The 21,946-nt window shown below is 55.7% G+C and carries 21 protein-coding genes; 15 read left to right on the top strand and 6 right to left on the bottom strand.

Translation table 11 applies throughout. From position 1 onward, the window contains the following. Positions 1–37: 37 nt before the first annotated feature. Positions 38–289: an acyl-CoA-binding protein gene (locus MTX78_RS06035; RefSeq protein ID WP_243800808.1), complete on the bottom strand. Its 252-nt coding sequence runs from the start codon at positions 287–289 to the stop codon at positions 38–40. 220 nt (positions 290–509) lie between these two features. Between MTX78_RS06035 and MTX78_RS06030 the strand changes: the two genes are divergently transcribed. The 4 genes from MTX78_RS06030 (at position 510) to MTX78_RS06015 (ending at position 4,727) form a co-directional block, all read left to right on the top strand. After that, positions 510–1,790, top strand: coding sequence for a metal-dependent hydrolase family protein (locus MTX78_RS06030; protein ID WP_243802822.1), 1,281 nt, complete (start codon positions 510–512; stop codon positions 1,788–1,790). Between the two features lie 138 nt (positions 1,791–1,928). Then, positions 1,929–2,603 carry a hypothetical protein gene (locus tag MTX78_RS06025; RefSeq protein WP_243800807.1) on the top strand — a complete coding sequence of 225 codons (675 nt, stop codon included), beginning with the start codon at positions 1,929–1,931 and terminating at the stop codon, positions 2,601–2,603. Between the two features lie 167 nt (positions 2,604–2,770). Continuing rightward, positions 2,771–4,081: an APC family permease gene (locus MTX78_RS06020; RefSeq protein WP_243800805.1), complete on the top strand. Its 1,311-nt coding sequence runs from the start codon at positions 2,771–2,773 to the stop codon at positions 4,079–4,081. Positions 4,082–4,187: 106 nt separating this feature from the next. Next, complete coding sequence (locus tag MTX78_RS06015) at positions 4,188–4,727, top strand: CinA family protein (protein ID WP_243800804.1); 540 nt, start codon at positions 4,188–4,190, stop codon at positions 4,725–4,727. Positions 4,728–4,789: 62 nt separating this feature from the next. Here the strand turns inward: MTX78_RS06015 and MTX78_RS06010 are convergent, their stop codons facing one another. Then, positions 4,790–5,827 carry a hypothetical protein gene (locus MTX78_RS06010; RefSeq protein WP_243800798.1) on the bottom strand — a complete coding sequence of 346 codons (1,038 nt, stop codon included), beginning with the start codon at positions 5,825–5,827 and terminating at the stop codon, positions 4,790–4,792. Positions 5,828–6,152: 325 nt separating this feature from the next. Between MTX78_RS06010 and MTX78_RS06005 the strand changes: the two genes are divergently transcribed. From MTX78_RS06005 to MTX78_RS05995, 3 genes are all read left to right on the top strand, one after another. After that, on the top strand, positions 6,153–7,403 hold the full coding sequence (locus MTX78_RS06005) for a zinc dependent phospholipase C family protein (protein WP_243800796.1): 1,251 nt from the start codon (positions 6,153–6,155) through the stop codon (positions 7,401–7,403). A 411-nt stretch (positions 7,404–7,814) separates the two neighbouring features. Beyond that, positions 7,815–8,720 (top strand): manganese catalase family protein, encoded by a 906-nt coding sequence (locus MTX78_RS06000; RefSeq protein ID WP_243800795.1) that lies wholly within the window; start codon positions 7,815–7,817, stop codon positions 8,718–8,720. A 147-nt stretch (positions 8,721–8,867) separates the two neighbouring features. Next, complete coding sequence (locus MTX78_RS05995; protein WP_243800793.1) at positions 8,868–9,626, top strand: peptidylprolyl isomerase; 759 nt, start codon at positions 8,868–8,870, stop codon at positions 9,624–9,626. A gap of 9 nt (positions 9,627–9,635) precedes the next feature. Here the strand turns inward: MTX78_RS05995 and MTX78_RS05990 are convergent, their stop codons facing one another. Both MTX78_RS05990 and MTX78_RS05985 read right to left on the bottom strand, forming a co-directional pair. After that, the gene (locus tag MTX78_RS05990) at positions 9,636–9,998 is read right to left on the bottom strand and encodes a hypothetical protein (protein ID WP_243800791.1); all 363 of its coding nucleotides are present in this window, start codon (positions 9,996–9,998) and stop codon (positions 9,636–9,638) included. Positions 9,999–10,128: 130 nt separating this feature from the next. Then, entirely contained in the window at positions 10,129–12,264 is a 2,136-nt protein-coding gene (locus MTX78_RS05985) for a M13 family metallopeptidase (RefSeq protein WP_243800789.1), read from the bottom strand. A 527-nt stretch (positions 12,265–12,791) separates the two neighbouring features. On the opposite strand from MTX78_RS05985, the gene MTX78_RS05980 reads away from it, so the two are divergent. Both MTX78_RS05980 and MTX78_RS05975 read left to right on the top strand, forming a co-directional pair. Beyond that, positions 12,792–13,802, top strand: a complete 1,011-nt coding sequence (locus MTX78_RS05980) for a GDP-mannose 4,6-dehydratase (protein ID WP_243800788.1) — start codon at positions 12,792–12,794, stop codon at positions 13,800–13,802. Positions 13,803–13,920: 118 nt separating this feature from the next. Beyond that, the gene (locus MTX78_RS05975; protein ID WP_243800787.1) at positions 13,921–15,621 is read left to right on the top strand and encodes an ArnT family glycosyltransferase; all 1,701 of its coding nucleotides are present in this window, start codon (positions 13,921–13,923) and stop codon (positions 15,619–15,621) included. Between the two features lie 60 nt (positions 15,622–15,681). Here the strand turns inward: MTX78_RS05975 and MTX78_RS05970 are convergent, their stop codons facing one another. Both MTX78_RS05970 and MTX78_RS05965 read right to left on the bottom strand, forming a co-directional pair. Then, positions 15,682–16,323 (bottom strand): lipid-A-disaccharide synthase N-terminal domain-containing protein, encoded by a 642-nt coding sequence (locus MTX78_RS05970; RefSeq protein WP_243800785.1) that lies wholly within the window; start codon positions 16,321–16,323, stop codon positions 15,682–15,684. Continuing rightward, positions 16,316–17,074: a glycosyltransferase gene (locus tag MTX78_RS05965; protein WP_243800781.1), complete on the bottom strand. Its 759-nt coding sequence runs from the start codon at positions 17,072–17,074 to the stop codon at positions 16,316–16,318. The genes MTX78_RS05970 and MTX78_RS05965 overlap by 8 nt, the downstream gene beginning before the upstream one ends. A 235-nt stretch (positions 17,075–17,309) precedes the next feature. Between MTX78_RS05965 and xseA the strand changes: the two genes are divergently transcribed. The 6 genes from xseA (at position 17,310) to MTX78_RS05935 (ending at position 21,898) form a co-directional block, all read left to right on the top strand. After that, the gene (gene xseA / locus MTX78_RS05960) at positions 17,310–18,719 is read left to right on the top strand and encodes an exodeoxyribonuclease VII large subunit (RefSeq protein ID WP_243800780.1); all 1,410 of its coding nucleotides are present in this window, start codon (positions 17,310–17,312) and stop codon (positions 18,717–18,719) included. A gap of 93 nt (positions 18,720–18,812) precedes the next feature. Further along, positions 18,813–19,118 (top strand): exodeoxyribonuclease VII small subunit, encoded by a 306-nt coding sequence (gene xseB, locus MTX78_RS05955; RefSeq protein WP_243800779.1) that lies wholly within the window; start codon positions 18,813–18,815, stop codon positions 19,116–19,118. Between the two features lie 105 nt (positions 19,119–19,223). Then, positions 19,224–19,574 carry a hypothetical protein gene (locus MTX78_RS05950; protein ID WP_243800778.1) on the top strand — a complete coding sequence of 117 codons (351 nt, stop codon included), beginning with the start codon at positions 19,224–19,226 and terminating at the stop codon, positions 19,572–19,574. A gap of 12 nt (positions 19,575–19,586) precedes the next feature. Beyond that, positions 19,587–20,303 carry a hypothetical protein gene (locus tag MTX78_RS05945; protein WP_243800777.1) on the top strand — a complete coding sequence of 239 codons (717 nt, stop codon included), beginning with the start codon at positions 19,587–19,589 and terminating at the stop codon, positions 20,301–20,303. 369 nt (positions 20,304–20,672) lie between these two features. After that, on the top strand, positions 20,673–21,491 hold the full coding sequence (locus MTX78_RS05940) for a sensor histidine kinase (protein ID WP_243800771.1): 819 nt from the start codon (positions 20,673–20,675) through the stop codon (positions 21,489–21,491). Then, positions 21,488–21,898 carry a response regulator gene (locus tag MTX78_RS05935; RefSeq protein WP_243800770.1) on the top strand — a complete coding sequence of 137 codons (411 nt, stop codon included), beginning with the start codon at positions 21,488–21,490 and terminating at the stop codon, positions 21,896–21,898. Before MTX78_RS05940 ends, MTX78_RS05935 begins: the two co-directional genes overlap by 4 nt. Positions 21,899–21,946 lie beyond the last annotated feature (48 nt).

The following is a 21,946-nucleotide window of genomic DNA, read 5'->3' as shown; positions in this document are numbered from 1 at the left end:
GTTGCGAGCGGCCAACATGAAAAGCGGCTAGAGACGCTTAAAACAAAGAAGTCACAAGGTCTACGTACTCCTGACGGGCTTCGTCGGCGCTTTTGCCTTTGAGGCTGCTCCAGGCATCGTACTTGGCAATGGCTTTGAAGTCGAAGCCACCAGGACGCTCGCCCGTAACGTCGCCTTCGGAGGCCTGCTTGTAGAGTGAATACAGCTGAAGGAGTACGGCATTAGATGGTTTAGTAGGTAGTTCTTTGCTGCGAGCGGCGGCAGCTTCAAATTCTTCGGGAGTGGCCATAGAGTGGTTTGCTAAGTGGATGAATGGGGCGGAAGGTACGCAGGATGCCCCTAATATACGCTGCATGCAGCATGTATTTGGCGGCGCGGGGTGCTCTCGCCTGGCTACCGGCTACCCGACCCTGTAGGCTGGATTTGCAGTGAAAGAGTTGCATTCGACTGAAAACCCCTTACTTGGATCTGCACTGGCCTCTTGCATTCAACTACCCTCTTTCATGCATCTGAAAACACTTGTACTCTCTGCTTTAGCGCTTGCCTTGCATCTGCCCACTGCACAGGCCCAGAAAACTTACTTGCATTGCGGCCGGCTCTTGGATATGCGCCAAGAGCGCGCGCAAACTGAAATGACGGTAGTGGTGGAAAAAGGCCGCGTGGTAGCCGTCCAGAAGGGCTACCAGAACGGCGGTGCTACCGACAAAACCATCGACCTGAAAAATCGCACCGTGCTGCCCGGCCTCATCGACTGCCACGTTCACCTGGAAGGCGAAACCAGCAAGGACAACCAACTCAAAACATTTACCGAAAATCCGGCCGATCTGGCATTCAATGCCCTCGACCATGCCCGCAAAACCTTACTCGCGGGCTTCACTACGGTGCGCGACCTAGGCGGCTCCGTAAGCGTAGCCTTACGTAACGCCGTCAACCGGGGGCAAGTGGTGGGGCCGCGCATCTTCACAGCCGGCAAAATCATATCGGGCACCGGGGGGCATGGCGACCCTACCAATGGCTACCGCCTGAACCTGATGGGCACCCCTGGCCCTGCCGACGGCGTGATAAACGGCCCCGACCAAGGCCGTCAAGCCGTGCGCGAACAATACAAGCGCGGCGCCGACCTGATTAAGATTGCCAGTACGGGCGGCGTGCTAAGTGTGGCCAAAGATGGCTCGGCACCTCAGATGACCGAAGAGGAAATACGGGCCATTGTGGAAACCGCCCACGACTTAGGCTTGCGTGTGGCCTGTCACGCGCACGGCGCCGAGGGGATGAAGCGCGCTATTCGGGCAGGGGTAAACAGCATCGAGCACGGTACTCTAATGGACGACGAAACCATGCGGCTGATGGTAAAAAACGGCACGTGGTATGTGCCCACCATCACGGCCGGCAAGTCGGTAGCCGATTCGGCCAAGATTCCGAACTACTATCCGCCCCTGGTGACACCCAAAGCTCTAGCCATCGGGCCCAAGCTACAGGCTACGTTTGGGCGGGCGTACAAGGCCAAGGTGAAAATAGCCTTCGGGACGGATGCGGCGGTGTTCCGGCACGGGGTCAATGCCCTAGAGTTTCAGTACATGGTGGAAGCCGGCATGCCCGCTTACGAGGCCTTGCGAAGCGCTACCGTATCGGCAGCCGAACTGCTCGACCAAACCGCCAACCTCGGCACGCTGGAACCCGGTAAGTTTGCTGATGTGGTAGCCGTGGACGGCGACCCAACCCAAGATATCAAAGTGATGCAGCGCGTACGGTTTGTTATGAAGCAGGGAGTGGTGTATCGGCAAGAGTAGGCATGAAGCTTGCTTACATATAAATAAGCTAATGTATAAGTGAAGTTTGGCGTTATCTTCCTCCTACTCCCACTATATCAGCCTTCTTGCTTGCAATTAGCAGTCTTCCACTGCCACTTACTTTATCAATATAGTTGCATGAAAATTTCTACTGTTTTAGCCGCTTTACTGGTTGTAGCGGCGGGTGTGCCTGCCATTGCGCAAACCGAACTAAACACTCGTCCGGTGGCGCCCTCTACTCCGGCGCCTGCCCCGGGGGTACGGAGCAATCCGCCGGCTTTGCAAACGGCTGGCCCTGCCGATTTGCGCCGCCACAGCAATTCTTCATTGGGCGTGGAACTGGGGTGGGGCGGCCCCTACGGAGGACTGGGCGTTAGCTATGCGCATCTTATCGGCCCCGCTACTGATATCAATGCAGGGGTGGGCATAGGAGTAGGCGGCAAGATTGGGCTAGGAGTTCGGCACTTTCTGAATTTAACCAAGGCTGTTTCTCCTTACGTCGGCCTCAATGTATCCCGCTCGGGCCGAATAGACGAGGTAAGTCTGACCTTGGACGAAGGAATGCCTACCGAGGAAAGCACCATCTATAACCTAGCACCCAGCGGCATACTGCACTTGCGTTCGGGTTTGCGCTGGCAACCAGGCCGAGTAGGGCTATTGGGCACTCTGGGGTACGGTATCCGTTTCACCGGCGACCCAATATCATACGTGAACGGCTTGCGCCCCTCCCAGCGCATGTCCGACCTGATTAATATCATAAGTCCGGGCGGAGTTGAGGTGTCGTTGGGCATGAGCATTTCGTTGGGTCACTAAGCCACTTCCCTATTGGGTTGCGGTGTAATACATTTGTCCGGCCCCCAAGGCGTATGTCTTGGGGGCCGTTTGGTGCCTTGGTGCAGCAAGCAGTACGTTCATCAGTTGCCTTGCGCAGAACTTATACATGGCATGATGCATAGCTCGGCCCTTACTTTCTCTGTTACTTGACTGCTCCCGCTCAATCGTCTCGTTTGTTGCGCCTGCTGGGCATGGGGTTCGGGCTGGCGGTGGTAGTGGGCGGCACCACGGGCACGGGTGTACTTCGCTCGCCCCGCGAAGTGGCCGAGGCCGTAGGCTCTCCCAATGGGGTGCTGTTGGTGTGGCTAGCCGGTGGATTTTACGCGCTGCTGGGTGCCAATTCTATTGCCGAGCTGGGCGCCATGCTGCCCCAGGCTGGCGGGTGGTATGGCTATACCCACCGAGCTTTCGGTGAGTTTGCGGCGGTAGTAGTAGGTTGGGGCGACTGGGTAAGCAGTTGCGTAACTGGAGCACTGGTGGCCTTGATGATGGCCACCTACGTAGGCGCGCTGGTACCCGCGCTGGCTGGCCATGAGCGTACCATAGCCGCAGCCGCAGTGGGAGTTCTGGGCCTGATACAGTGGCGCGGTTTGCGGGAGGCCAGCCGCGCGCAGGAACTAACGGCCTTGCTCATGGCGCTGGCGCTGGCCGTGCTGCTGGTAGGTAGTTGGTGGCTGCCTAGCGCGGCAACTTCAGCGCCTAGCAAGTTGCCGGGGCCCGGGGCATTGGCGCTGGTTGTGGCGTTTCAAGCTGTCATTTTTGCGTATGATGGCTGGTACGCGGCCATCTATTTTGCCGAGGAAGACCACGACCCCGCGCAGGCAGTACCTCGCTCCATGCTGGTTGGGGTGGGCCTTGTTATTCTTACTTATGCCTTGCTGAATGCCGCCTTGCTACACGCCCTACCGTTTCGGGAGCTAGTGGGTAGTGAGCTTCCGCTAGCCGAAGTGGCAGCTCGGCTATTGGGCGCGTGGGGCCGGCGCGCCATGTTGGCGGTAGCCATACTAGGGCACGTGGGCGTGCTCAATTCGGTATTGCTGATGGCTACGCGGGTGCTATTCGCCCTGAGCCGCGACGGTCACCTGCCTCGGCCACTAGCGCGTGTACATGAGCGAGGTACACCGCGCCCGGCATTGTTGGTAGCCACCCTCCTAACGCTGGTGCTGCTAGCCACCGGTAGCGCCGAGCAGCTGCTGGCCGTCACGAGTATTTTGTTTGTTAGCTACTATGCGGTAGGGTTTGGCGCCGTGCTTTGGTTGCGCCGCACCGCTCCGGAACTGCCGCGCCCCTACCGCGTCTGGGGCTACCCCTACACCACTGGGCTGGCCCTGCTGGTTTCCGTTACTTTCTTGATCAGCAATGCTATAGCCGAGCCCGGCAATACCTTGCTAGCTGCCGGATTAGTGGTCGGCAGCTATCCGCTGTATAAGTTATCGAAGCGCAAGCGCACTCCATAGCAGGATGGCGTTGCGCTTCTTTTTACGTTAAATCTAGCCACCTCAACTATAACACTTAGGGGGTAAGGCTGCGTAAAGGGAGGACTTTGGACCTCTATCCGTCATCATGAAACCATCCGACCTGAACGCACTGGTAAAAAAATTTCTGCAATACAAGCTCACCTTAGCGTTTGCTGAGAGTTGTACGGCAGGGTTGCTGGCGTCGGAGTTTGTGAAGGCGGAAGCTAGCAGCGAGGTTCTGCTGGGCTCGGTTGTTACATATCATCCGGTGGCCAAGCAGCGCCTGCTGGGCGTGAAGAAGGAAACGCTGGCCATGTACACGGCCGAAAGCCAGCAAGTCACCAATGAAATGGTACTGGGCCTGCACAAGCACCTGCCTACTGCCGACGTATGTGTTGCTGTAACGGGCCTGTGCGCGGGTGGCGCTTCCGAGTCAACGGAGAAGCCGGTGGGTACAATGTACTTCACCATCCTCCACGAAGGCCGGGCTCAAGAGCTACGCCAAGAGTTTGAAGGCAACTGCGACGAAGTGCGCCAGCTAGCAGTGGACTTCATCTTCCAGCACTTGGGCGAGTTGCTGGATAATTATGCCGAGCAACACGCCAATGACTCTGTTGTCACGAAAATCGAGCAGAGCCAGCGCTAACCTTAGGTACTTAGGTACTGCTAACGAGTTTTCTGGCAACGTCAACTTGCGCGCAGACCTAGCTAATCCAGTATGTTAGGCAAGTCCAGCACCAGCTTCAGGTTCTGCCGTACGATGTCGCCCATATTGCGGCAGCGGTTGAAGGCACTGGTCTTGTGGTGCAGGTTTAGCTCGGTTTGAAGTTGTGCTACTTTTTCGGGCGGTGCTAGCTCCTCGCGGCGCATACAATCCATTAGGGCTTTGAGGCGGTAACGCTCCAGGCGCACCCGCCGCAGCATCAGCACGCGTTCCTCGGTTTGGTACTGCCGAATGGTTTCGGCCTTCAGGAAGCGGCTGCACATCTGAATCACGGCCAAGTTGTCCTTGAAATACTGGGGCAAATACATAGTTTTGCGGCCCTCATAACTCTGCTGGTCGAAGTCAATGGCCCGGACGCGGTACTGCTCGGCTTCGAGGTCGGGAGTTACCACAATGACGTAGTTGTAGGAGCGCATGTCGCCCAGCAGTCGGGCAAAGCACCGCTCATTGAACTTCACAAACTCCTTGGCAATTCGCACTTGGTTGAACTGCATCTGCGGCATGCGGGTCCGAATAAAATCATCGCCAGGAATGCCAGCAATATGCTCTTCCACCAGCGTGTCGCCACTCACTAGGTAACTCAGGCGGTTTGGCGAGAGCAGGTGCTCTAGCTCCAACCCATATACCCGCGAGGCGTCCGCCGTTTTCACGTAGAAGTAGTCGTAGTTGTCGTTGAGGCGGTTGACGATGCGCACCCGAAACGGATTGGAATTGCCGAAGCGGCAGTAGTCGATTCGGTCGGCCAGCAAGTGGTCGGTAAAGGAAAGGTCGCCGTCGGTTTTAAGCAGGGCGTACACTTGAGCCAGCCCTTCACTCAGTTCGCGTAGGGTTTGCGGCTCATAAAAAACCGTTTCCCACAGCGTATCGTTGCCATACCGGTCGAGCAAGGGAAAGGCCCCGCTGAAGTGCGTCATGTCTCGGTAGGTGACGGGCAATTTGGTTTCACGGTCGTAGTGGTGTAGGTACTCCCGTAGCGCCGGTTTGATGGAATAATTAAGCTTCTTTTTCGAGATAAGCGCCATAGAAGGAGGAGACGACTACGTGATGCTTGCTAAACAGCTGCAAGTAAGCAGACAAAGAACAGTATCGGGACTTCCCACAGCGTATAGCTGCCGCTCGTTCTCTAGCAGATAGGGCGCAAGCTTTCAGGCAAGTTACCGAAGAGCTGCCGCATACAACCCGCCCCGTATTTCCGGGCGTGCGCAGTGAGGCAAGGCTCCTGTTTGGGTAGGTAAAACGCTCTATTTTTCCTGATTTCACACCGTGCTTATCCTCTAATAACCCAACCCCTTACTCACCTATTCGCCTTAACTTTACCGGTCTATTTACGGGTACTGACGCTACGCCATGAAAAAACTATTCGTTGTTCTGCTTTGCCTGGGTTTGCTGGTGCCAGTCACCTCACCAGGCTGGGGATTTTTCGCGCACCGCACGATTGCGCAGATATCGGTGTACACGCTGCCGTCCAGCTTGCAGCCGTTCTATTTCCGTCACCTCAAGGAAATTGTGCGCCTCTCCACGGCCCCCGATGAGCGCCGCGACTCCGACCCCCAAGAAGCAACCAAGCACTTCATCGACATGGACCATTACGGCGACGACCCGTTTGGCCTCATGCCGAAAGCCTGGGACAAAGCCGAAGCCAAATACACCGCCGACACGCTGCGCAAATACGGAACGGTGCCGTGGCAGATCATGGAAGTGAAAGACAACCTGACGGCCGCCTTCAAAGCCCGCGACACGGTGGCTATTGTGCGCCTCTCCGCCGACTTGTGCCACTACGTAGCCGATGCTTTCGTGCCGCTGCACACCACCGTCAACTACGACGGCCAGCTTACCAACCAGAGCGGCTTGCACTCACTGTGGGAGTCGAAATTGCCTGAGCGTCACATTGCCGAGTACAAGCTGGATTCAGAGTCAGCTAAATACCTGAGGGACCCACTGACTGATATTTGGAAGATCGTTCAGAGCTCGTACGGGTTCCTGGGAGCTACCTTCGACTTCGAGGAAAAGGCAACCCGCGGTTTCAAACCCGAAACCAAGTACGTGTACTCGCACAAGTACGGCAAAACCCGCCGCTCCTATTCCGATGCTTTCGCTGATGCTTACCACAAGGAAGTGGGCGGCATGGTTGCGTATCAGCTCAAGCAAGCGCCCACGTTTGTTTCGTCGTTGTGGCTGACTGCCTGGCGCGACGCGGGTAGTCCCAACCTCACCGAGCTGCTAACCAAGAAAACCACAAAGGAAGAAAAGGACCTGCTCAGCCAGCAATTGAAAGTGTGGAAAGACAACGAACTGGTGCCTCAGCAGATGCTGCTAGCGCTAGAGAAAGAAAAAGCCGCCGTGCAGGCCGACCAAATTAACTCGGCAGTGGACATGGCGGCCCCGGTACTGGAAACCGCCTCCCCTGCTGAGCCTACTGCCCCAGCCGCTACTGGCGCGGCTTCGCCCATACCAGGTGCCCCGGTGCCAGCCGGAGCCGAGAAAGTGAAGGTGAAAGTCAAGACCAACGGCACGAGCACCAAGCAGAAAGAGAAAAAGCAGAAACCTGCCAAGAAGCAGGATGACGGTTGGAGCACTCCGTCCGGCTCAGGCTGGTAAGCTGGCTTTTCCCCTTACAAGGTCCCCTTCACTCAGTGGAGGGGACCTTTTTGCGTTAGATAAGGTGCGGCCAACTCAACTAGCTAGACTAGCTTTTCTCTCTTAACTGGTATTCTCTGCTGAGGCGTGTACCGGCCCGTGGCGTTTTATTACCAACAAAATATTGGCTTATTGCCCCATCCTCTGTGAAAGCAAGCGGCACAGGCTAGTTGCGAAAACAGGATGGAAGGTAGCACAGCAGGCCTTAAGAGGCTATTTAGTGGGTTGGCGCCTAGCTTTTGCCATCGTTCTCTGGGGCCCGTGCTTCGGTAAGCTCAACATAACGCTCCAGTAACTGCGCCGTAGAGTTTGGTGACCCTGCTGGCTGCCCCGCTGGCAAGCACTACGACCTTCATCCCTAATTTCTGAGCTATGATCTTGCGTTATGACCGGCTAGCCGTTGAGCTGCCAAAACCCAAAAACCCTTCGCCTAACGATGCAGCAGCCATTCAGGAACTGCTAGGAGGCAAATACGGAGAGATGTCGACGCTGATGAACTACACGTTCCAGTCGTTCAATTTCCGGGGGCGTGACCGGTTGCGGCCGTTCTACGACTTAACGTGCAGCATTGCGGCCGAAGAGTACAGCCACATCGAGGCCGTATCCTACGCCATCAATCTACTGCTCACCGGTCAGACGGTGCGGGGCAAAGACCCAGTGCCAGCTCCGTTGGCTGATGCCAAGGATGCTCGTAATAGCTACCATTTCCTAAGCAGCGCCCAAGCGGCCTTACCCGTCGATTCGATGGGCAACCCCTGGACGGGCCAGAACGTGCACGCCAGCGGCAACTTGAAACTGGACTTGCTGCACAACTTCTTTTTGGAGTGCGGGGCCCGGGCCAACAAAATGCGCGTATATGAAATGGTGTCGGACCCTTGCGCCCGCGCCATGGTAGGGTACTTGCTGGTACGCGGTGGTTTGCACGTAGTGGCGTATGCCAAAGCCTTGGAGCACCTGACTGGAGTGGAAGTGACCAAACTGGTGCCCGTACCCGATTTGAGCAACGACAAGTTCCCAGAGGCTAAAAAGTTGCAGGATCAGCAGAAACTGCACCTCAAGCTATATACCTTCAGCCCCGACGACTACAAGCAGGCAGGTATCATCTGGAATGGTACCCACCCAGAAGATGGCCAGCCGCTGGAAGTAATCCAGGGTGGTTTTGAGGGTGTACCGTATCCAGTGCTGGAAGAGGAGCCACAACTTAACTCGCCCGGCGCCGACGACTACGACCCAGAAATGTATAAAGACATTGCCAAGAAGCTAGGTATCAAGCTCTAGGCAAACCCATAAGCAGCTACAATGGTCTGTGCGAAACCCGTGCAGTGACAACACATTGCAACTGATTGTTATGTTTGAGGTGGCTACCGCTAGGTAGCCACCTCATTCGCGTTTTTGGCCTGCCCGTTTTCACATCAACTTCCTTGTATGCCATCTTTTGCGCCTCGCCTTGCCGTTTCACTTTCTCTGCTGTTGTTGGGTAGCGCCTGCAACCGGCAGCAGCCCGTCACGGAAACAGTAGCGCCTACGCCATCAGCAGAACGGAAAGCACCGGGGCCCGCTCTCACCGCCATAGCCGACAGCAACGCCGCCGCGCTGCTTTTACCCTACGGCAAGCAGTACCCCGCCTCGGAAGTGATAGTCCATACTCGCCTCGGCGACATTCGGGTGCGCCTCTACGACGACACGCCCATTCACAAGGCCAATTTCCTGCTGCTTGCCCGCAAAGGTGTGTTCGATGAAACGGTGTTCAACCGCGTGGTCAAGGGGTTTGCGGTGCAAGGCGGCGCCTCCGACCACCGGACTATTCGCTTGGCCCGGTATCGTCTGCCACCCGAAATCCGGCCGCAGCATTTCCACAAGCGTGGCGTCTTGGGCATGGCCCGCTACGATGACGACGAAAACCCCGGCCAGCTTTCCTCGAACACCGATTTCTATTTCGTGCAAGGGCAAACCATGACGCCCGCGCAGAGTCAAGCCATGGCAGGCCGCCCACTAACTCCTGCCCAACAACGCGCTTATGCTACGGTGGGGGGCGTGCCGTCTTTGGATGGTAAATACACGGTATTCGGGGAAGTGGTGGACGGCCTCGACGTGGTAGACAAAATAGCCAATGAGCCCGTTGACCCCTACAAGTGGCCCACCAAGGACGTGAACATCAAGCTGGAAGTAGTGGAACCACGGTAAGCCACTCCCCTACGGTCGGCGCACTTGCACCAGTCGGCTTTTCGTCACGTCACCGGGCTGCTCTTGCAATAGCTCCAGCAGCTGAGCCCGGGTGTACCCAATAGTGGTGGGCGAAGGCTCGAAAGCCAGCTGCCGCAGATCGGCCTCAGCCGTGGGTGAATCCTGGCGAGCCGGGTGCAGGTAGGCACTATCAGGCGTGACGCGGTAGAGGTGATAGAAGAAATAGCGCGTAGTGGTGGTGCCCTGCGGCTGGAACTGCACCACGTATACATCCCCAATTTCAGGGTTGGCTACTTGTTCTTTCACTGTTTCAGTGCAAGAGCAAGCCAGCAGCAGCGGCAGCCAGGCAAGCCGGCGAAAGGTTGTTTGCATGATGCAAGGTAAAAAGCTTGCACCATGTACAGCACAACCAGCTTGCATAGTAGCCTGTGAGCAAAAAAAAACGGCTCACAAATGCGAGCCGCCTTTCCAACAATCAAACTGTTTTAAGCACGGGCAGTGCTTACCATATTTTGGCGCGCTCGGTTTGAGCACGGACCATCTTTGCATCTTCTTTGCAGCCGAAGGCTTCGTAGAACTGCGGCATGTTCATGAGCGGACCGTTGGTTCGGAACTGAGCCGGAGAGTGCGGATCGGTTTGTACCTGCTGGCGGATGTACTCGGGGCGGGCGTTGGTGCGCCATACCTGAGCCCACGACAGGAAGAACCGCTGCTCTGGGGTCAGGCCGTCATACTTAGGCCGCGGGGCGGTGCCGTATTGCTTTTCGAGCTGCTTTTGTAGCGCCGAGTACGCAATGGTAAGGCCTCCAAGGTCAGCTAGGTTTTCACCCATCGTTAGCTTACCGTTCACAAACACCGAATCTAGGGGCTGGAAGGCCGAGTATTGCTTGCCCACCATGTCGGCGCGCTGGTTGAACTTGTCGGCGTCTTCTTTGGTCCACCAGTCTTTCAGGTTGCCCTCCGAATCATATTGGCGGCCCTGGTCGTCGAAACCGTGGGTGATTTCGTGGCCGATAACGGCCCCCATACCACCGTAGTTTACCGCGTCGTCGGCATTCGGGTCGAAGAACGGGGGCTGCATGATGCCAGCCGGGAACACAATTTCGTTCATCGGCGGGTTGTAGTAGGCATTCACCGTGGGCGGGGTCATACCCCACTCGTTACGGTCAATCGGCTTGCCCAGCTTGCTGGCGTTGTCGAGGGCAGCCCACTTGCGAGCAGCCAGTACATTTTTCAGGTACGATTCACGTGAGATAGTCAGCGCCGAGTAGTCCTTCCACTTGTCAGGGTAACCGATTTTAACCGTGAAGGAGTTTAGCTTTTTCAGGGCTTCCTGCTTGGTTGTTTCGCTCATCCAGTCCACCTGCCGAATGTGGTCGGCCATGGCTTCGCGGATATTGGACACCATTTGCAGCGCCTTGGCTTTGGTTTCGGGCGTGAAAGCCTTGTCTACGTAGAGCTGGCCGAATGCCTCGCCCAGCGCACCGTCGGTGGCGCGGTTCATGCGCTTCCAGCGGGGTTGCTGCTGCTTGGCGCCGCTCAGCACCTGCGAAAAGCGGAAGGCTTCGTCACCGTATGCCTTAGGTAGCGCAGAAGTCAACGACGACACCGTGTGCCAACGAATGTAGGTCTTCAGGTCGGCCAGAGGCACTTGCTTCAGCATAGCGTTTTCCTCTTTGAAGAAGGCCGGCTGTCCTACAATGATTTCTTTGGCTGCTCCCAGCTTCATAGCGGGCAACGCCGTAGCTAGGCCCAAGTTTGGAAACTGCTTGTTGAAAGCAGCCACTGTCATCTTGTTGTAGTTGGCGTACGGGTCGCGCAGATCTACGCGGCTCTTGCTGGCTTTGGCCAAGCGTGTCTCCAACCGAATCACCGTGGCCGCGTTTTTGGCAGCTGTTGCCGGGTTGTCGCCCAGCATCTTGAACGTGTTGGTGAGGTACGTGGTGTACGCCGTGCGGATGTTCTTGGAACGAGCATCCTCTTTGAGGTAGTAGTCCCGATCGGGCAACGACAGCCCGCCTTGGTAGAGCTGCACCGCGTACTGCGTGCTATTCTTCTCGTCTTGCCCTACACCGCTATTGAAGAATGCTCCGGTCCCGCTCAGCTGCTGCCGCACGATTTCGGCCTGCAACCCTTTCAGGTCTTTAATAGCCTGAATGCGGTTCAACTCGGGCTGCAAGTACTTCAAGCCTGCTTGTTCGATGGCTACCGTGTCCATCGCCGACGCGTAGAAGTCGCCGACTTTCTGGGCGTTGCTGCCTTTGGCTGCCGACGTATTGGCGGCGGCCTCTTGCAGAATTTGGCGCATTACGGCGTTGTTCTTGTCGGAAAGCTCGTTGAAAGATCCCCACCGAACCTCTGCAGCCGGAATAGGATTGTTCTTGTACCAGTTACCAGAAGCATACTGGTTGAAATCCTGGCAGGCGGACACCGAAGGATCGATGTTAGCTAGATTCAGGCCCACCCCTTTCGTATCAGTGCCTTCCGTTGGCGCAACGTCTGCGCCTTTCGGGATGGCTAAATCGGGTTTGATGGCCGTAGCGGATGGGCGGGCTTTGGGGCCGCCCGTGGAGCACGCTGCTAGCGTTAGGCCCGTAAGAGCCACGGCAGCTAGCGTCATGCTGTTGCGTTTTTTCATGGGATGCAGTATGGTGTGTGCTACAGTTCTGGGATGAGAGTACGCGTATAACGATAGTGCCCCTATTTCCTTGTGCGCTTATGCAACGGAAGCATGGTACGTTGATACTCAGAACTGCTGGCTTCACCTAGAAGACCGGCCACCTCCGCTAAAGGTTGCTCGAGAATCAATGTTAGCACTAATTTCTGCCCAATTTATACCAAGCATAATACAATACCAACTCTCTAGCGAATATTCTCATACGGCTGAACCACCATAATCTAGCTAAAGTACTAACGCATACGCATCTAAGATGTGAGTACTTTTGTAGCATATATTTATAGTCACGTGCTTATCCAGCAAAGAGCAGTCTGTCTAGATAAAATTGGATAAACCCATTTTGTCTGATTTTAAATTTTTTGGTGGAAGCTGTTCCGTGAGAGGCAAACTATGCACCCGGTTGCAAACCCGCTTGTTATACAATTGTTACTTTGTGCTTCCGTTTAGCTATCCACAAGCTTTTTTCTGTTGCTTACTTGGCTCTTAGCATGCCCACTGCTCTAGTTACCGGCTGCGCCGGCTTCATCGGCTCCCATCTGAGCGAACGGCTGCTCGCCGACGGCTACCGCGTGATTGGACTCGATAACTTCGACCCGTTCTACGATCAGGCCACCAAGCAAATCAATCTGCTCGCCTCGCTTCAGCAGCCCGCGTTTACGTTTCATGAGCTAGACCTGCGCGATGGTCCGGCAGCGCTGGCAACCGCATTGGCAGCTGAAAAAGTGGATGTTGTAGTGCACTTGGCTGCCAAAGCGGGGGTGGGCCCTTCGGTGAAGGAGCCGGCGGCTTATGTGGAAGCCAACGTGCTGGGTACCGTGCATTTGCTGGAGTGGATGCGCTTGTCGGAGGTTAAGAACCTGTTTTTTGCGTCGTCTTCGTCGGTATATGGCAATACGGTGGAGTTGCCGTTTCGCGAAGACATGGCGCTTTTGGCGGCGTGCATATCGCCGTATGCCGCATCCAAGCTCAGTGCCGAGCAGCTCACCTTCACTTATCATCATCTCTACGGGCTGAACGTGCTAAATGCCCGATTCTTTACCGTCTATGGCCCGCGTCAACGCCCCGACCTTGCCATTCATAAGTTTGCACGCTTGCTGCTAGCCGGCCAGCCTATTCCCGTATACGGCGACGGTAGCACTGCCCGCGACTACACGTTTGTGGCCGACACCGTGGATGGTGTGGCTCGTGGCATAGCCTACTTGCTTGCTCACGCTGGCACGTACCAAACCATCAATTTAGGCAATAGCAGCCCCGTAAAGCTGCGTGACCTGATAGCAGCCGTGGGCACTGCAGTGGGCGTCACGCCTACACTCAACCAGCTTCCCATGCAAGCCGGCGATGTGGAAGTGACTTACGCTGATATCAGCAAAGCTCGCCATCTGTTAGGCTACAATCCGCAAACTACGCTGGCCGATGGCCTACGCCACTTCGTGGACTGGCTGCAAAAAAGCGAAGCAGCGCCCACTAAGCCGTTGCTTGCTTCAGCAACGGGCGTGTAACCGTCTACTGCCTTATTAAAACCAGAATGCGTTGTCTGCTTCCCTGGTAACGCCCTGCGGTTTCTTTCTCTTGAATGCTCAGCTGCTTTATTGAGCAAGAATTCTAGTACAACTACCAATGCTTTCCAAGCTTGATGCCCCTAGGCTACGACCGTTTATCGTGTTGTTTGTCTGTTTTTTTAGCTGCTTCGTGCATTTGGGCGCCCCGGAGGTGAATTTGATGGAGGCCCGCAACTTTGTAGCCGCCCGCGAAATGGTAGGCGGTGGCTCTTGGCTTATTCCTACCATGAACGGCGCACTGCGGGTGGCCAAACCGCCATTGCCTACTTGGGCCGTAGCCCTCACTGAGCAGCTAACCGGCCTTACCCAAGACCCTGGCATTCTCCGCCTCCCCGCGGCCATCATGAGCACTCTGCTGGTGTTTTTCTTCTGGGGCCTCGTGCGTGAGCTTATCCGGGAAGAGCCCGGCGAAACCGAAGCACCCGGCCGCACTGCGTGGCTTGCTACGCTGGTGCTGGCAAGCAGTCTGCTGGTTATTACGGTGGGCCGCGAAGGACACTGGGATATTTTTGCCAACAGCTTGCTGGTCGGCACCCTTTGGGCTTTGGCACGGGGCTGGTATGCTACTGGCCGCGGTTGGGGTTGGTTTGCCTTGAGCGGTTTGCTGCTCGGCGGCTCCATGCTTAGCAAGGGCCCAGTAGCGCCCTATACGATACTACTTCCCTTTCTGGCCAGTTTTGGGCTTCAGCGGCTGTATCCGGCCCGCGGACCGCTACGGTCCCGGCAGTTTGGTTTGCTGCTGGCACTGGTAATTGGGCTGGCCGTGGGCACTGCCTGGCCCATATACTTGGCCGTGCAAGACACGGTAGCCCCGGCTGCCTTAGCGGTAGCCCGGGTGGAAGTAACCTCTTGGGGCGAGCGGCACGTGCAGCCGTTCTGGGAATACTGGAATTTCCCGGTGTTCACGGGCATCTGGACGCCAATAGCCTTGTTGGCATTGGCAGTGCCATTTGCCCGCCCGAGGGCGAGCCGCTATATTCCCTACCAGGCCGCCCTGGCCTGGGTGTTGATTGCCTTCTTGCTGCTAAGCTTGGTTCCCGAGAAAAAAGAACGGTACCTACTGCCCCTCATGCCTCCGTTGGCGTTGCTGATAGCCGGGTTGCTTCGGCATTTTGAAACCGTGCTGCGCGCTGGTTTGCGCCCTCGCCCCGAAGCCACCATCGTTCGTGTATGGGCCGGATTGCTGGTGTTAGCTTGCTGCTTGTTCCCGGTTGCGCTGCTGCTCATGAAGCTACCACCCTACGGGCCGGGTTCGGTTCCTTTCACCGTCACGGTTGTGGGGTTTGCACTGCTGGCTGCTGCCATTGGGTGGTGGGGGTTTCGGCAGTATCAGGTGCCCGTATTGGTGGCTAGCTCCATTACCGCTATGGCCGTGCTGCTTTCCGTGCTGGCACCAGCCTACCCGCTCTGGACCAACCGCCGCGCCGAACCTGGGTTACGGCACATTCAAGCTCTCCAACGCAATCCGGTGCTAGCGCAGCTTCCCTGGTACACCCTCGAAGACCTGCACATCAAGCGGGTGTGGGATGCGGGCCGGGCGACGCCTAGCTGGCCTCGCACCCCCGATTCCATGCTGGTTCGGCCCACCCGCCCCATTGCGGTATTCTCTAGTCCCAAGGTTAACATCAGCAAGTACCTGCCAACCACGTGGCGCAAGCAAATACTGGTTACAGTGGTAGACAGCTTCTACCTCGACCGCCAACGCAAAGACGGTTACTGGCGCGTGACCCTGCTAGATCCTAGCAAGAGGCCGCTATAAAGTCAGTAAAGTGTACGCTCTTAGCTCCGTACTGCACATTGGGTGCCGGAGAACGGTAGCTTATGCTTTTGCTGCTTCCCGGCGCATCAGCACGATGTTGCGGGCATACACGACTGTCCCAAACACATTGCCAAGGATCAAGACCTTGTCCATGGGGTCGCGCAGCAAGGCGTACGCCAGAATCAGTACCGAGCCAACCAGACTAACCACCCAAAAGCTCAGCGGCAGCACCGATTCGCCTTTGCGCTCGGAATACAGCCATTGGTACACGAAACGCATCAAAAAGATGGTTTGTCCGATGGTTCCGAGCATCAATACGCCACTCGGAATGCCGTGGCTCAGCATGGCCTGCAAACTAAAATGCTGGTTGCCAACCACAAACCACCCCAGTGTAGCCAGCGGAAACACGTATGCCCCCGCCCGAAACCAGGCGCTAAGCTTCCGCCATTCGCCGAGTAGCTGCAAGTTGCGAATGTAAATACCGTAGCTGATGAGTTGTGCTCCGAGGATAACTGGGTCGTGACGCAGCATCCCGTAAATAATCATCAGAAACGAGGAAATCAAACTTATTTGCCAGAACAGAGTGGGTACCAGCACCCGTTTGGCACGCTCGCTCTGCACCCACTGCAACACAATGCGGCTACTAAACAGTAGCTGCGACGTTAGCCCGATGCCTAAGGCTACTTGTGCTACGTTAAGCATGACGTTCGGCGCGGTGCTGCTCCCCTATTTCGTAGTTTTTCCAGCGGCTTCGGATCCAGCGGAACCCGAACGTATCTACCAGGGGCTTCCAGGCGCGGTTCCAGAGGTTGTACTTAGCTGTGCCAGCAAACCGTGGGAAATGTTGTACCGGCAACTGCTTCACGCGTCCGCCCTGCAACTGCACCAGCGCCCCTAGGAAACGGTGCATGCCATGAAAAAGTGGAATTCGGCGGGCGTAGTCCAGCTTGATGATTTTCAGCGGGCAGCCCGTATCTTCAATTCCGTCGTTGATGAGGGTACGCCGCACCGTGTTAGCTATCTTCGACGACATCTTTTTCACGAACGTATCCTGCCGCTTGGCCCGGATGCCGTTCACCATGTCGTACTCCGGCAAAAACTCGAAAAACTTCAGAAAGTCGAGCGGCGAAGTCTGGATATCGGAATCAATATACCCAACCAACGTGCTCCGGCAGTGGTCGAAACCTGCCTTGATAGCTGTACTCAACCCCTTGTTGTGGCTCAGGCTAATAAACTCATAGCGCGCATCTTGCCGACAGATATCACGCAGCAAAGCCAGCGAATTGTCTTTGGACCCGTCGTTCACGAACAGTACCGTAGTTGCTACGGGTGTTTGGTCGAGAAACTTGTTCATCTCCACCACAAACTGCGGGAGGCTTTCCTCTTCATCGTACACGGGCACGAGAACTGTGAGAGTTTGCTGGGATAGGTAGGAATGCAGCGGCGCAGACATAGTGAAAAGTAAAAACGGAGCGCAAGGTAGGCAGGTTTTAGCCCTTCTGCCGCGCAGCTATGCTACTACGCTCTTCTGAACCAATCGGTAGCACGCACTAGTTTACACTTCTTTCCGCTCCGTTGTAGCCCTTGAAGCAAACCCAGCGGGCTTGAACAGCACCGGACTACGGTACTTTTTCTCTTTAAAAACTACGTGCACGGGCGCATACCACCGCAATACCTTGGTGGCAGCCATGCAGAAGCCGTACCTTTACGCCTATATGCCGCCGCTCTACAATCGACGCCCGGAACCCGGGCTTTCTGCTTCTCAGCCACCCGTAGCCCTCCCACTGGCAGAGTTGCTGCTGCGAGTGAAGCAAAGCCTGAGTGAGCGGTTTGCCGATTCGTATTGGGTGGTAGCTGAAATTGCCGACCTAACCTTGCCTCGTTTCGACGGCGCCCATTGTTACCTCACTCTCACCGACCAGCACCAGACTGGTCGCGGCACCCAGCTCAAAGCCCAAGCCCGCGCCACCATCTGGAGCCAGCGCTACCAACAGCTTGCCCCTGTGTTTGAAGAGCACACAGGCCAGCCGTTGCGCGCAGGCTTGAAAATCATGTTGCGGGTGCAAGTGAAATTCCACGAGCAGTATGGCCTGAGCTTGGATGTAGTAGCCCTCGACCCCACTTACACCGTGGGCGAACTGGCCCGGCAGCGCCTGGAAACTTTGCGCAAGCTGGCCGAAAAAGGGCTGTTGGAGCGCCAGCGCGCGTTGCCCCTGGCGCTAGCACCGCAGCGGCTAGCTATTATCTCTTCCCCTACTGCCGCAGGCTTCCAAGATTTTGTGCAGCAGCTGGAAGAATCTGCGTATGCTTTTTCGCTGGCACTGTTTCCAGCCAGTATGCAGGGCGAAGAGTCTCCGGGCAGTATTCGGGCCGCACTGGATGCCATTCGAAAGAGCCGGCAGCATTTTGATGCGGTGGTTGTCATCCGCGGTGGGGGCTCGAAAACAGACCTTTTGGCCTTCGACGATTATGGCTTGGCGGCAGCTATTGGGGCTTTCCCGTTGCCAGTGCTTACAGGTATCGGCCACGAGCGAGACGAGGCCGTGGTAGACCTTACCGCGCACCTGGCCCTGAAAACCCCCACTGCCGTAGCAGCCTTCCTGGCTGACCGCCTCGCTCGCCTCGACGCTGTTTATGACGGCTACGCGGGCCGTATCCGGGAGCTGGCCCTGCAACAACTCCAGGATGCTTCCGCTCATCTCGACCGGCTTGGTCGTCGCACCCATCTTGCTGCCCAAGGCAAACTAGAGGAACACCGTGGTACGCTGCATCAACGGGTGCGTGCCACCGCGCCTCTAGCTCGGGCTCGTTTGCGCCAGCAGGAGGTGCATCTTACCCAGCAACGCCATGCCTTACAGCGTGCCGCCCATCATGCAGCCACCGGCCAACAGCGCCGCCTCGTGCATCTAGGCTTAACTCTCGCCCGTCGTTTCCGCCGCCTGCACCGCCGCCGCCGCGAGCAGCTGCTGGCTCGCCGGTATCAGTTGCAGCTAGTAGCCGAGCGCCTACTGCACCGCGCCGAGGTACGGCTGTTGGAAAAACTAGCCCAGCAAACTCTCGGAAAGGACGTTTTGCTTACCAGAGAAGCTTTCCGCTAGCCGACTGCTTACGTTGTCGGCACAGCCGTAGCCGATTGTGCATCAGCAGCCATCCTGTTAGCTGCCTTATTTACCAGTATAGCCACCTACCCCATGGAAACCACATACCGCGACGCCATAGCTGAACTCGAAACTATTCTGCGCGCATTGGAAACCGATACTGTCGATGTTGACGAGCTAACAGCTCGCGTGCAGCGCTCTGCGCAGCTTATCCGGCTTTGCAAGCAGAAGCTGCGGACAGCCGAAGATGCTATTGACCGGGTGTTCGAGAACCTCGATCAAGACGAAGAAGATAGTATCACTCCCCCTGAGGAAGAGACAACGCCACTTTTCACACCGCCTGCCCCCAAACGTACCCCCCGCGCACCCCGAGATACCAACGGCGGCTTGCTCTTCTAGGCAGTAAAGGAATGTGAGGAAAGAACTTACGATGGCAAAGCTTAATACAGCTTTAACTATATTTGGCCGCATCAGGACTGCTCCACACTTTCCTCACCTACTCCTATGGAAACGCATTCTTCTAACACTAACTCACACACAGTGCCTCCTGCCGATACAGCAGGTGAGGAAATAAGCATCGACGAAGCAAAAGCCTGGACGGCTGCTTACCAAGAGGTCCATCCAGAAGGCCTAAAATCGGTTTTTTTCAGCGCCAGCGTATTCCAAAAGTTGTTCGAGCAAACAAATGCTACCGGAATCCGCATCTACAACGCCACCAGGCCTGATGGGCAAGAATGCTTTATTCTGGTAGGTGCTACCGAAGGCAATGACTTAACCGACGAGGGAAGCCGTGTCTTCGACAAAGGTCGCGTATGCCCCGATAACTGCCTAGACAGCCCTTTGAATCATAATTAGATTCCAAGGACAATGTCCCTACCAGATTTAATTTGGGTCAACAAAGTCAGTTACATGCTTGATGTTGGCAGGGGGTTTTCTCTGCTGCTACCACTTGTAGTTGGCTATTCACGGTGGGACTACTTGCAGCCGCACCACAAGGCCGTGTTTTGGTGCTGTGTGATGTGGGCTGTTTTAACAGCAACAGGTGAAGCGCTGTTCTTTCTGAAACAGCCTAACATAGTAGTCTGGAATAGTGTAACCATACTGGAGACGCTGTTTATATTCTATTCCTTCTACTTAGTTATTCGCTCTGAAAAACTCCGTCGCTACCTGCGGATGGGTGTTGCGCTATTCATCGTAGTAGCTATTGCTGACTTCTTTTTTCTGAGCGGCTTGAAAGCCACTACCGTTTATACGGTGGCATTGGAAAGCGTATTGCTTGTGGTGGTAGTACTGTTGTACTTCGAGCAGCTCATGCAAGAGCTACGCACTACTCCTCTTGAGCGAAACCCTATGTTTGTGATTGGCATAGGGGTAATGACTTATTTCGCCGGGACAGTGATGGTTTTCTTGCTACAAGACACCGTGACTGGCGTGCAGGATACGCTCATGATGATGATAAATTCCATCCTGAGCCTGGTTCTGAATTCTATTATCGCTCGCGCTTTTTGGCTGGTTGGCCGAGATGAGCCCAATGTAAAACCGTTTATAGGTCCTGTTTCAGTCCGGCGCGTTATACGCCGCTAACAACCACTACACTCAGCGTCACGAACTGTGTTGCCAAGCCACCCGCTTCTGTTGTAGCTTATGCTGATGCCGCTCATAAAGTTAGTTTAGCGTCAATGCGGATAGTTGATAAGGAGGCGGTACCTGGCTGCATGTAGGTTATAAGCCAAGAATCGTTCTTGCTTTGTGGTGAGTTTGGAGATAGAGCTGTACTTTTCAGGCACCGTATTACGGTATGCATACGCTGATGCTATATTTCACAAGCTAATTGCTTGTATCAGTGTCTGTTTTTACACCTTATCTTGTTAATTCCTGTATTGTCGTTGAGTTTATTTATGCTAGTATTTTGTAATGCTTTCTGGCCACTTTTAGCGTTGTGTTCTCGCTTGCATGAATAATTGGCTGGTTCCCGTTTTGCTAGCTACCCCAGTACTACTGCTACTAGCGCTGGGTATCGTGGCATTTGTGCTGCGCTACCAACGGCGGCTGCTCCGCCAGCAGGAGCAATTGCGGCAAGTGCGTGAAATGGCTCAACAGCAAGCTTTGGAAGCCGCTCTATTGGCCCAGGAAGACGAGCGGCGGCGCATTGCCGCTGACCTACACGACGGAGTAGGTACTACTCTGGCCATTGTGAAGTTGCACTTAAGCACTCTTGGCCACCCCGCCCTTATTCAGGAAGCCAGCACCCTCCTTGATCAGGCCATTACGGAAGTGCGGCGAATTTCACGCAACCTGTTGCCCGCAGCTCTACAAAAGTTCGGTTTACCCTTCGCGCTCGATGCCTTGGCGCGCACCGTTCCTGCCGATGGCCCAACGCGTTTGGTGCTAGAGCAACAAGGCCAACCCCGCCGCCTCGACCCTCACTACGAGCTTATCGTATACCGTGTAGTACAGGAGCTACTTGGCAACGGGCTGCGCCATGCCCACGCCGATAGAATCACCATTATAGTGGACTTCGGCCCCGATGTACTTTCTTTGCATTATACCGATAATGGCATCGGCTTCGACACGTCCAAAGTGGATGCGCAACCCCTAGTTGGAGCCCGCACCGGCCATGGCCTGACCAACCTACGTAGCCGGGTGGCCGTGCTCCAAGGCACGCTTCGCTACCAGTCGGAGTTGGGGTCTGGCAGCCAGGTTTGGATTTCTTTACCAGTCCCGTATATTACTGCTTCTCAAATACCTGCCCTCATTACCTCCCTCCTATGACACCTGCAACAATCCGTTTGGCCGTAGCTGATGACCATATTCTATTTCGAAAAGGCCTGCGTGCCCTCATCAGTGGATTCCCCGGCATGGAGGTCCTTTTTGAAGCAGGCGACGGCGAAGAGTTGCTTCAGCGGCTCGACCAAGGCAATCTTCCAGAAGTTATATTGATGGATTTGCAGATGCCCAACTTAGATGGGCTGCAAACCGTTCGTCTGCTGCGTGCGCAATACCCCCGTATTCGCGTCATCATTATTTCTATGCACGACGAGCCCGAGCTAATAGAGAGCTTGAAGGCCGAGGGTGCTCATGGCTATCTGCTCAAGAATGCCAGTCCTGAAGAGGTCCGCGGCGCTATTATGGCAGCAGCCATTGAAAACCGTTCGGCTATGACTGCCCAGCTAGGATAGCCAGACGTAGTTAGCTCACATTTAGTGGTATTAGTATTTCTGCACTAG

This window comes from Hymenobacter tibetensis, assembly GCF_022827545.1.
GTDB classification, from domain to species: Bacteria; Bacteroidota; Bacteroidia; order Cytophagales; family Hymenobacteraceae; genus Hymenobacter; species Hymenobacter tibetensis.
The sequence above is the reverse complement of the archived record's forward strand: the minus strand, read 5'-3'. Positions and strand labels throughout refer to the sequence as shown.